Raw genomic sequence first — 12,069 nt, forward strand, 5'->3', positions numbered from 1 at the left:
ATAAGCTTTTTCGAACAGAAGAACTCAGTACTGTTACTACCTATACCCAAAATGGCATTACAAATCAAAACTGTGGCATTAACCGAACCACATGAACCAAAAAAATAAAAATTACTATTGATTTTTTTTTAGATATTAATAGCCCGGATTTTGATCCTCTGGGCCAATCTCATCGTTAAGCTTAATCTCTCCAATTGGAATAGGATAACGGTTATGAAATGCTGCAATGGTACCGTTTTGTTTTGCCCATTTGTTGCGAGCGCCTACCAATTCTACCAATTTTCCTGTACGAATAAGATCCATTCTTCTCCATCCTTCAAAAGCTAATTCGCGCATACGTTCATCTAGAATTTGATCTCTAAACTGCGTTTGAGAAAGTCCGCTCCAAGCCATTCCTGCTGGCAATGTTCCTCCAAAAGCTCTAGTACGAACTTGATTCACATAACTTTCAGCTTCTGTTGTGCTTCCTAATTCATTTAAACATTCTGCATAGCTAAGCAATACATCAGAGTATCTGATATACGCTTTATTTTTACCAGAATTCCAAAATGATTGTTTTCCATCAACACGAATATCTTCGTATTTTTTAATGTGTGGATCTAGCTCATCACCACCAAAACCTGCAGGAAGTGTTGGCGTAACTCCCTTATAAGTAAAATCATAACGAATACTGGCAGCTTTACGTGTGTCACCAGCTTCCCATATTCCTCCAGCTGATTTGTCTTTATAACAATATTGAGTAGGAAGAATAAGATCGTAACCACCAAAATAGGCATATTGATCCATATTGGCCAAAACTCTTGAACCTGTCTGCCATTGTATCTGGTTGTTATCTGGCCAGTTGTTGTTGTATTGCCATTCGTATAAAGATTCTGAAGAATTAGCGTGGTCTGGGCTAAAAACATCTGCGTAATTAGGCAATAAACTATATTTTCCAGATTTAATAACTGCTTCAAACCATTGTTTTGCTTTATTATAATCACGGTATCCTGATGCTTCTGGAGCATATAGATATACTTTTCCTAAAAGCGCTTGAGCTACTCCTTTTGCAGGAAATGCAGGATTGCTTTGTGTTACAGGAAGTTTCTCTACTGCTCTTTCCAAATCGGCAACTATATAAGAATAGACCAAATCTAAAGGCTGACGCTTTAATCCAAACTCTGCCGATTTTGCTTTATCATTAATCGGTATTTCTCCCCAATATTGCGTAAGCTCAAACATTAGCGTTGCTCTCAAAAAACTAGCTTCACCCATTAAAAGATCGCGTTTTGCACTATCATCTTCGGTATTAATTCCTAATGCTCTGATAGACTGAGCTGCTACTTCGATTACTGGCCATCTGTCATTCCATAATTGTCCAATTGCCTGATTCTCCTGACTTAAGAAACCATTGTATAAATCAAGTCCCGCTTGGTTTGCATCTCCTGTCACCTGCAATGCTCCTTGTTGCGCTTCGTCTGTACCAAGAGAAGTATAAAGTCCTGCACGGTCTTTTTGCATATTTCTCCAATTTGTTATCGCTCCCAAAAGAACAGGTTCTATTTTACCTAAACTGCCGTATGCTTGTGCAGCAGTAAGAGAACTTTTTGGTTCTTGATCTAAGAAATCTGAAGAACAGGAAGCTGATAATATCGTTAGGGCCATAAAGGCTATAATTTTTGCTTTCATAAAAATAATTTTTAGAATTAATTTGATTAAAGAGTTACATTTAATCCCATAACTATCGCTCTAGAAATCGGATAAGAATCTCCTCCTTCAGGGTCATATCCTTTATATTTAGTTATAATAAACAGATTGGATCCCGTCAGATAAAATCTTGCATTTTTAAGAAAAACACTTTCTGCAACTTTGTTTTGCAATGTATAAGATAATGTAAGAGCATTTAATCTAAGGAATGAAGCATCTTGTATTGCCTTATCTGTTTCTCCTAAAGTATATCTTCCTCCTCCATAATAAGCTCTTGGCACATCTGTATTGGTGTTTGTTGGAGTCCAACGATCCAAAAGATCTGTATGTGCTGCACTCATTCCTCCAGAGTTCATATAGCTTTCGTAAGTGCCGCTTGGTCTCTTACCTCCTATTGAATACGCAAATACTGCATTTAATCCAAAACCTTTATAATTAAGATCTGTAGAAAAACCACCATAGTAATCAGGATTCAAATCGCCAACCACATATCTGTCTTGATCGTTTATTACGCCATCTCCATTACGGTCTTTAATTTTAATATCTCCAGGCTGAACAGTTCGGCTTCCATAATTTACTTTAGTAAGATCTTCTCCTTGCTGTGCTATGCCATCATATTGAAATACATAAACTGTGTTTACTGATTTCCCTAAGAAAAAGTTCCCAGTACGTTGGATTTCATTGTTACTATAACCACCTAAGTTGTATATCTCTGTAGCATCTCCATAAAGTTTTGTAACCTTATTTTTTGCTGATGATATATTAGCAGAAACATTCCATTTAAAATCTTTGTTTTTAATAATGTCTCCGCTAAGTTCTAATTCAAATCCTTCATTAGTTGTAGCACCAATATTGTCTAACTTATATTTATATCCTGAAGAAACTGGCATGTTACGCAACATCAAAAGATCATCATTATTGATGTGGAAATAGTTAGCACTTGCAGTCAATCTGTTTTGGAAGAAACCAGCGTCTAATCCAATATTAAATTGTTTTTGTTTTTCCCATCTTAAATCAAAATTATCGATGTAATTATCAGACACGTAAGTTCCAGAATTATTGCTCACTTGTGCATTATATAATGCAAAGTATCTGTAAGCATCTACATTCTGATTTCCTACCATACCATAACCTACGCGAAATTTAAGTTGGCTTAATTTTTCAAATCCTGAAAGGAAATTTTCTTTACCAATATCCCAGCTTCCCGCTATAGAAGGGAAAGTTCCCCATTTGTTATTAGGTCCAAATTTAGAAGAACCGTCTCTTCTTATTGTTCCTGTAATATTATACTTCCCATCAAAAGTATAGTTAGCTCTTGCAAAATACGATTGGTTTGTATAATCTGTAAAATTCGATCCTAACTGCGCATTGTCTTTTTGATAAGCTCCTGATAATGCCATGTATGTCAAGTCATCACTAACAAATCCGCGAGCTCTTACATCTGTACTATTACCTGAATTACTCAGTACAGAAAATCCTCCCATTATACTTACGTCATGCTTTGCAGCAAAAACTTTACTATAACTTACGGTATTATCCCATTGATAATTTAATTGCGAATATCTATAATGGTGCGCCTCGCCATTCATAGAATTTCTAAGTGATTGCCCAGTATAACTTGGCACATAATCAAAATTTGCCTGATCTATAACATCCACAGAAAGATTCGTTCTGATATCAAGTCCTTTTACTGGTTTTGCGCTTAAAAAATTACTGCTTGTAAGTCTATTGCGCGTACTTGAATTTATGATGTCGAGACTTTTAATTGGATTGTAAAGATTTTGATCAAATACTTCACCATATCTCAGATAAGTAGCTTTTGGGTCTATAGGCAATAATGGGTTTGCTCCCAATGCCACACCAAAGGCACTTCCTTCTTGGTAATTGCTCTGACTTCTTGAAAAGGTCGTATTTGTACCAAACTGCAACCAAGATTTTAAATCCTGTGTAAGGTTAATTTTTCCATTATACCTTTTAAAATCAGAATTTTTAAGAAGCCCTTCCTGATCAACGTAATTAAAACTCACAAAATAAGTTCCTTTTTCTCCTCCTCCGCTAAAACTTAAATTATGATTGGTTTGAAAACCTGAACGCGTTACCTGATCTAGCCAATTGTAGCTTTTACCAGTTCTGTAAGATTCCAATTCATAAGGTGCAAATACAGTCGAACCATCTGACTTAATTTGATTAATATAAGCAGCACGATCAGCACCAGGATTCTCATCCATATAACGATTTGCATAAGCGTCAACTCTTAAATCAAATAACTGCTGGCCGTTCATCAGAGGAATAGTTCTTGCAAATTCAGATACACCAGTCCATGTGTCATACTGTATTTTTGCTTCTCCTGATCTTGAACCTTTTTTTGTTGTGATTACGATTACTCCATTTGCAGCTCTTGAGCCATACAATGCAGTAGCAGAAGCATCTTTAAGCACTTCCATACTCGCAATATCATCAGGATTTATGTTTTCAAAATTACTATCTGTAATCAAACCATCAATTACAAATATTGGGTTACCGCCAAAGTTGAGAGAATTATTCCCTCTAATTCTTATTGAGCCTGTTTGGCCAGGCACTGCACTTTGCTGCACGTAGACTCCTGACGCGCGCCCTTGAAGCGCCTGCACTACGTTTGGAGTAGGAACCTCTCTAAGCTTATCTCCAGAAACACTGCTGACAGCACCTGTTAGATCTCCCTTTTTTATAGCAGCTCCAACTATTACCACTTCTGTCAGTTCCTGAGTGCTCGGAATCAAAGAGATATTAATTTCAGACTTGTTTGCAATTGCAGTTTGCTTATCAAATCCGATAAAACTAAACTCAAGCGTGGAACCAGATTTTACATTTAATAATTTGTAACTACCATCAATGTCTGTTACTGTTGAATTCTGAGTGCCTTTAACCTGAATAGTTGCCCCTGGTAAAGGTAAATTTTGTTCATCCTTAACTTTACCAGTTATGGTTTGGGAGTAAAGTGTACCGGCATACAACATAACTACTAAGAAGCATAAGTATCTTATTGCAATTCTCATAATAATTTGGTTTTTAGTTAATAAATTAGTTAGTTAGTTTTTTGTTCTTTATTGAGCATTTAAAATACGAGAAAACGAATTGACTTATACTATACTATACTACAACATTACAAACATACAAATATTTTCATTACATCCAAATTTATGTTTTAAGAATTTGCTATTTTTTTTATTGATTTATTTCGGCTTTGCCACAAATACGGCATCTAAAAAAGAAAAAAGAAAATAAAGGATATGATAATTTAAAGAAATGTCAGACAAAAAAGAAGAAAAATTCAATTAAAACCAAGGAAAAAAGTGTACAAATTAAAGAACTCATTCTCAAGAAATTTATCTATTAATTAAACCTGACAGGTTTTAAAAACCTGTCAGGTTTAACCTAAAAACATAAAAAAAGACGCACTGAAGTGCGTCTCTACAGATAAACCTTTGAACCTCTGCCCCTCAGAACCTCTGCCCCCTTTACTAAGCTATTCCCCATTTTGAGAATAGAATAAAAAGACCAATCATTCCGATTATCAAAGCGCCAAAATACCAATAACGATTTTTCCAAGGCGATAATTCTACTGTTTCTAATTTGATTTCGGTGTACTGATAAGCTGGATAAAATTTAGAGACCCATAGCATAAAGAATGAAGTCAAAATAAAAAGAAGAGCCAACATATGCAGATAATGCAATTTAATATCTAATACATAATTAAAGAGAATGTAACTCAAAATGAAAAAAATCATACCCGTTTTTGCTGCCTGAGGCGGTACTTTTTTAAATACAAAACCAATCAGTATAATAGTAAAAATAGGCACACAAAACATTCCGCCTAATTGCTGCAAGTAAGTGTAGAAACCAGCTTTACTAAAAATGATGAATGGTGCCGAAAACATAGCTAGAGCTGAAACAATAATTTCAAATTTACGTCCCGTGTAAACCAAATGTTTCTCTGTCGCTTCTTTATTTCTTTTCTCTAACCATGGTTTGTAAAGATTAAGAACAAATAAAGTACTGCTGCTGTTAAGTCCTGCATTAAAAGTGCTTATTGCTGCTCCTAGAACAACAGCTGCCGTTAGACCAATCATGATTCCAGGCATGGTATCTTTAATGACAAGCGGAAAAACTTCTGCTGTGTTTTCTAAATTTTTATAAAGATGTGTTCCAACCAATCCAGGAATATTGATAATAAAAGGACATAAGAGCTTTCCTAAGCAAGCTAGCCCCATACCTTTCTGGCTATGGGATAAACTTTTTGCCGAAAGTGCTTGCTGTACAATAAATTGTTCCATTCCCCAATAATACAGATTCATGATAAACATACCTGTAAAGATGGTGCTGAGCGGAATTTCATCATGAGGCCCACCAATTGCATTTAAATGCTCTTTATTTTCTGAAAGCAGAATATGAAGTCCTTTGAACCAATCTCCGTTTCCTAAGAATTTAAATCCAAAATAAGGAAATGCAATACCAATAGTCAGCAAACCAACACTCAAAACAGTATCGCTGATCGATATGGCACGTAAACCGCCCAAAACTGAATAAGCGCAACCTGTAAGACCTATTAGCCAGACCATTACCCAGATATTCTGCCAATAGGTTAATTCTAATGGATACAGAAAATTAAACATTCCTGTCAGTGCCACTGCACCACCATATAATACAGCTGGAAGTAAATTAACGATATAACTGCATAGAAATATGATGGACACCAATCTTTTGGTCGATTCATCATAACGTTTTCCTAAATAATCAGGAATTGTCATAGCGCCTGTACGAAAGTAAATTGGAAGAAAAAATTCCGCAACCAAAAGCATTGCCAGCACAGAACTTACGCCCCATGCTATCACGCTCATGTTATTGGTGTAAATAGATTCGTTTTCGCCTATAAACTGATTAGCACTTATATTACTGAGCAGTAAAGCACCTCCAACTATAAAAAAATTATTGTTATGGTCTGCAAAAAAAAGTCCGCTTGTTGTCTGTACCTTTTTTTTTCGCGTTTTTATTGCTGAAATAACGGCAACCAAACCCGTAATCAGTAGGAAACTAACAATCGATAAAACATTCATAAATTACAGCGAATTTCTATCGATAAGAACTGTTGGAATAATTTCCTGAGTTTTTTTTCTGTTCAGCACAAAATCGGCTGCTCTTCTTCCCATTTCAGAGAAATCTGTAGAAAATGTGGTTACTCCGTCAAAAATAATCTCTTTTACAATATCATCGTTATGCGAAATAAAACCAATGTCTTTACCTATCTTAAGTCCTTTAATTTTAGAATCTTTCAGCATTTCCCAAAGCTCCAAATTGTGAATGGTAAAATATACTTTTCCTTTTTCCAGAGAACCTGCTGTATATTCTTCTTTTATGACACCTTTGATATCATAATCTTTCATAAATTTTTTAAAAGAATTTAAGATTTCATTAGGTTCCGCAGACGATGGCTTGAAGAAGAAAACAAGTTCATCGTATTTTTTAATTTTATCTTTAAGCTGCACAAAAGCATTGTAAGACGAATCTCCAAACTCTTGTGCAACATAATTGTAATCTTCATCTGTTTCTATAAAACGGTCTACTAGCAATACTCTGTTTGTAGGCAATTGTTTTAAGACAGCAGGTGTTTTTTTATTCGGAATCGGCGCGATAACAAACATTCCGTATTTTCCTTTTATACTTTGAACTATATTTTCGAACGTATCAAAATTGTTGTGATGGAAGAAAATATCCAGTTGCACATTTTTACCTAATCCTTTTCTAAAATTCTCGTAAAACATTTCCTGAAAAATATCAAAAGCAAATATCAGCAATGCCACTTTTAACTCTTGCTTTACATCATTGGTCGCTACAAAATAACCCAATCTGTTTTTCGATTCGATAATTCCTCTGTGTACAAGTTCTTTGTATGCTTTTGCAATAGTTTCTCTTGCAAAACCTAGTTCGCTTATAAAAGTATTTACAGACGGAAGTAAATCGCCTTTTACGACTACCTTTTCATCAATGGCATTAATTATTCCTTGAACCAATTGCTCATGCTTAGATAAGGAATTTATAGATTCAAGATTTTTGATCTGCTGAATAATTTGCTTCATAAACGTTTTAATAGGTATTTATTTAGAAAATATAGTATTACAAATATATACTAATGTTTGAAATTTAGTTTAGGCCTTAGTAATTTTTAAAACAACACTGCTGTTTGATGCAGTAACATTCGGATTAATCCCAACCTGCATTAAAAAATCGCCCGAATATACAGCGGTTTCTACCACTGGTCTTTTATCTGGATACACGTTAATTTCTTCTACTTTATAGTTTTGTCCAGCCTGCAATCCTTTTAGTTTAATTGGAAGATGAGTTCCTGCCTCATATCTTGAATTAACAGAATAGCTGAAAACTACTGCTTCGTTACCATTTTTATTCACAAACATAACCGATGCTGCATCGTTACCCCAAGGGTTTTGCAAACGATACTGATCTCCTTGCCAAATTGTATTGCTTAATGCATTGTAGTTTTTGATCGCTTTTTGTGTAAATGCTAAATCTTTCTCATTTAAATCTTTTACTACAATATCAAAACCTAATTTTCCCATCATAGCAACATCTGTACGGTATTTTAGAGGTTGTTTTCCCCAATCTGTAACGTGTGCTGCGATTGTAAGTGCTGGATAAAAATACGAGTATTCCCATTGCATGTAAACACGCTCTAAAGGATCTGTGTTGTCACTTGGCCAGAATTCTGTAAAGTATTTCAAAGCACCATAATCTACTCTTCCTCCACCGCCAGAACAAAGCATCATTGGTACTTTTGGATATTTTACGCGTATACGTTCCAGCACTTTGTACAATCCGTTTACATAATCGGTGTAGAAATTATTCTGTTTGTCTTTCAAATAATTAGAATAAGCATTATAAATCACAGCATTACAATCCCATTTAATATAAGCCAATTCTGGATTTTCAGTAAAAAGATTATCTACCACTCCATAAACAAAATCCTGAACTTTTGGATTTGCCAAATCTAAAACCAATTGATTACGGAAATAATGTTCTGCTCTACCTGGCTGTTTGATTACCCAATCAGGATGTTTTTTATACAAATCACTTGCAGGATTTACCATTTCAGGCTCAATCCAAATTCCGAATTTCACTTGATTGTCTTTGGCCGTTTTTACTAAAGTTCCAATTCCGTTTGGCAATTTCTTTTTATTGACATCCCAATCTCCCAAAGCTGCATCATCATTGTTACGAGGATACGTATTTCCAAACCAGCCATCGTCCAACAAGAACAGATCAACGCCTATTTTTTTACTATCGGCGATTAAAACTTTAAGTTTTTCTTCATCAAAATTAAAATAAGTTGCTTCCCAGTTGTTTAATAAGGTCAAACGATCTTCTTTTCCGTCTAAGATTTTATAAGTTCTTGACCAATCATGCAGATTACGGCTTGCAGTTTCTTTTCCTTTTGATGATAAAGTGTACCAAAATTTAGGAGTCGTAAAAACTTCGCTTTTTGCCAGTTTATAAGCTGCCGCCGCATTATTGATTCCAGAAATAACACGAAGATTGTTCAATGGATCTAACTCTAAATCGGTTCTAAAATTACCTGACCATTCTAAACCTGCAAACAAAACTTTTCCTTCGTCTTCAGTTGCTGGTTTATCCAAAGAAACCATAAATACTGAAGGCTGGAATAAATTGGTACGAGATCCTAATTTAGTATCTAAAGTTTTGATTCCGTGAGTAATTTTAGTTTCTTCCGGCTGCATTTCTTTTGCCCAGTCTCCATGATATTGATTCAAATAAAAGTTTTTATATCCTTTCAAATACAAATTAGCCGAAGCATATTTATTTAAAGTAATGCTTCCTTTTTCGTTATGCTGAATCGTTGTCCATTGCTCAATCACATCAGTATCATAATAAGATTGGATAAACAAATGAACCTCAACTGGATATACAGGATCTTTTAATGTAATTTCAGTTTGAGAAACTCCTGTAGTTACTGTATTCGTTTTATGACTTACATATAGCAAATCCAAAGAAGTGTTTCCGTCAGCATGTGTTACTGTAATTGCAGGTTCTAATAAATTTTTTGATCCAGAAGCAGTGTAAGCCGCATTATAAATTCCTGAATAATCCGTTCCTTGACGAAACTGACTTTGTATTTTAGCATAATCTGAATCGTTTGCCAGTTTTTCTCCTAAATAAATAGTGTTAACTTCTTTTCCTGGTGTTACTTGTAAAACTAATGCATTAGTTTTTGTTTTTACAGCAATAATCTGTTGTGCGGTTACTGTACTGCAATAACTCGTGAGAATAAAAAATGCTATCGCAAAAGACTGCCTTAAATTGATACTTTGTTTTTTCATTTTATTATATGTTATTTTTTTATTTTTTTCCTTCTGTAATTCCTTTCCAATTATCCGTTCTAAATGATGATGCTGGCAATCCTGATGCATTGGTTAAGTTTCCGTCTGGATTGTCTGCCCAATTGTATCTTACAGCCACAGGGTTTGGAACTTCCTGAGCATAAACAACTACTTTTCCATCCACTATTTTTGCTTCTGCCCAATAAAACTTCTGGTCTAATCCTGCTATAGAAAATCCTTTTAACGAACCTTCTTTGGCTTTAATTCCTACATTAAAATCAAAATCCAGAATAATGTTATTATGCTCTGTTTTATAGGATTTATAAAGCGGACCTGAATAATCAATTTTAGTATTGTAAACTTTTGCTAAAGCAATATCTGCCAAGCGTCCGCCAACGTCTTGTTTGTTTTTTGGGTGAATATCTTTTCCGTCTCCAATATCTGTCGTAACAGCCATTCCTGTATTAGGGACTTTTAGAGCCATAAATTGTGCTTCTCTTAATTCTGCCCAATCAGAATCTCCCGGCTGTATTTTCTTCTCTTTATAATTAGCCAATTGCACAAAGAAAAAAGGAAGATTTTTGTCTTTAAATTTATCTCGCCAGTCGTTTATCAAGAGTGGCATTAACTTTTGATATTGATGCGCTCTTTCCGCATTACTTTCACCCTGATACCAGATTACGCCTTTTATTTTATAATCTAACAAAGGCGCAATCATGGCATTGTATATGGCGCTTGGTCGGTTTTGGCCTTGAGCCATATAAGGTTTTGCAGGCAAATCTTTACTGTCTGCACCAATACTATACTTCCAATCTCCAGATAATGCAATGGTTTCTTTTTCTGATTTTAAAGCGATATTTTCATCTCCGTAAATCCCTCCATTTCCTGATCCGTCAAAAACTCTTATTGTTATTAGGTTTTCACCTTTCTTCAAATATTTTGCAGGAATTGTATACTGGCGTTCTACATTATAACCTTTGGTTTCACCAATATAATTTCCGTTTACCCAAAGTATATCATCGTCGTCGGCATAATAACTCAGCTTAAAATCTTTAGTATTATCCGAAATGTTGACTGTTTTCCTAAACCAGATTATTCCATCAAAATTTCCTAAACCGTTGCTGTCAAAAAACGAAGGCACTTTCATTGTTTTCCAAGATGAATCATCAATTTTAGACGTTGCCCAAACTGCTTTTTCGTTCTCATATCCTTTATCAGCATTAGCAAGATGTTTTTCCCAAACTGCTAAATCAGCATTGTATTTTTTCTCTAAAGTTTCTCTGCTTGTTTCAGATTTCATCGCTTCAATCTGAGCATCAAAATCATGAATCGTATTTAACGCTCCCGAACTTGTCCAAGCTTCAATTAATGTTCCGCCCCAAGAAGGATGAATCAATCCAATGGGAATCTTTTTTTCTTTATAAATTTTTCTAGCAAAAAAATAAGCTGTCGCACTAAAATCGGCAATAGTTTTAGGGCTGCATACATTCCAGCCATCGTGTTGTACTTTTAGTGTATTTAGGGGTAAAGTACTTTCGATATGTTCGGCTTGTAATAATCGTATTTGAGGATAATTGGCATTTGCAATTTCTTCTTTATAATTATCGATTTTTCCCCAGCCTTCCAAAGGCATTTCCATATTACTTTGTCCAGAACATAGCCACACATCGCCAATTAAAACATTTTGCAGTGTTTTTAAATCTCCGTCATTTATTGCAATAGTATAAGGGCCACCATAAACTGGAGTTTTTAAAACTACATTCCATTTACCGTTTACCACATTGGCTTTATAAGTCTTTTTATCCCAAGAAGTTGTAACAGACACTGATTTTTTATCGCTTTCTCCCCAAAACGGAACTGTACTTTTTTGCTGCAAAACCATATTATCTGTAAAGAAAGATGGCAATGAAACCGTTGCGTTTATTACGTTTGAGGAAAGAATAAATAAGGTAAATACTAAAGCCGTTTTCTTAAAAAAATATTTTCTCATAAATCT

At 34.8% G+C, this 12,069-nt stretch carries 6 protein-coding genes; all 6 read right to left on the reverse strand.

Features of this window, described 5'->3' with window-relative positions:
- Positions 1–135: 135 nt before the first annotated feature.
- The 6 genes from ACNRYB_RS17440 to ACNRYB_RS17465 all read right to left on the reverse strand — a co-directional run bounded on the left by ACNRYB_RS17440 (position 136) and on the right by ACNRYB_RS17465 (position 12,063).
- Positions 136–1,668: a RagB/SusD family nutrient uptake outer membrane protein gene (locus tag ACNRYB_RS17440; protein ID WP_473728098.1), complete on the reverse strand. Its 1,533-nt coding sequence runs from the start codon at positions 1,666–1,668 to the stop codon at positions 136–138.
- Between the two features lie 26 nt (positions 1,669–1,694).
- Positions 1,695–4,721: a SusC/RagA family TonB-linked outer membrane protein gene (locus ACNRYB_RS17445; RefSeq protein ID WP_473728099.1), complete on the reverse strand. Its 3,027-nt coding sequence runs from the start codon at positions 4,719–4,721 to the stop codon at positions 1,695–1,697.
- 465 nt (positions 4,722–5,186) lie between these two features.
- Positions 5,187–6,779, reverse strand: coding sequence for a solute:sodium symporter family transporter (locus ACNRYB_RS17450; RefSeq protein ID WP_473728100.1), 1,593 nt, complete (start codon positions 6,777–6,779; stop codon positions 5,187–5,189).
- Positions 6,780–6,782: 3 nt separating this feature from the next.
- Positions 6,783–7,799 carry a winged helix-turn-helix domain-containing protein gene (locus ACNRYB_RS17455; RefSeq protein ID WP_473728101.1) on the reverse strand — a complete coding sequence of 339 codons (1,017 nt, stop codon included), beginning with the start codon at positions 7,797–7,799 and terminating at the stop codon, positions 6,783–6,785.
- A gap of 69 nt (positions 7,800–7,868) precedes the next feature.
- Positions 7,869–10,073, reverse strand: coding sequence for an alpha-galactosidase (locus tag ACNRYB_RS17460; RefSeq protein WP_473728102.1), 2,205 nt, complete (start codon positions 10,071–10,073; stop codon positions 7,869–7,871).
- A 19-nt stretch (positions 10,074–10,092) separates the two neighbouring features.
- Positions 10,093–12,063, reverse strand: coding sequence for a sialate O-acetylesterase (locus ACNRYB_RS17465; protein WP_473728103.1), 1,971 nt, complete (start codon positions 12,061–12,063; stop codon positions 10,093–10,095).
- Positions 12,064–12,069: the final 6 nt, after the last annotated feature.

The organism is Flavobacterium sp. CR10 (assembly GCF_055814415.1).

What these genes read in the sequence shown, in the direction of transcription:
- ACNRYB_RS17440 (WP_473728098.1), bottom strand. Translation starts at nt 1,668, where the DNA reads ATGAAAGCAAAAATTATAGCCTTTATGGCCCTAACGATATTATCAGCT.
- ACNRYB_RS17445 (WP_473728099.1), bottom strand. Translation starts at nt 4,721, where the DNA reads ATGAGAATTGCAATAAGATACTTATGCTTCTTAGTAGTTATGTTGTAT.
- ACNRYB_RS17450 (WP_473728100.1), bottom strand. Translation starts at nt 6,779, where the DNA reads ATGAATGTTTTATCGATTGTTAGTTTCCTACTGATTACGGGTTTGGTT.
- ACNRYB_RS17455 (WP_473728101.1), bottom strand. Translation starts at nt 7,799, where the DNA reads ATGAAGCAAATTATTCAGCAGATCAAAAATCTTGAATCTATAAATTCC.
- ACNRYB_RS17460 (WP_473728102.1), bottom strand. Translation starts at nt 10,073, where the DNA reads ATGAAAAAACAAAGTATCAATTTAAGGCAGTCTTTTGCGATAGCATTT.
- ACNRYB_RS17465 (WP_473728103.1), bottom strand. Translation starts at nt 12,063, where the DNA reads ATGAGAAAATATTTTTTTAAGAAAACGGCTTTAGTATTTACCTTATTT.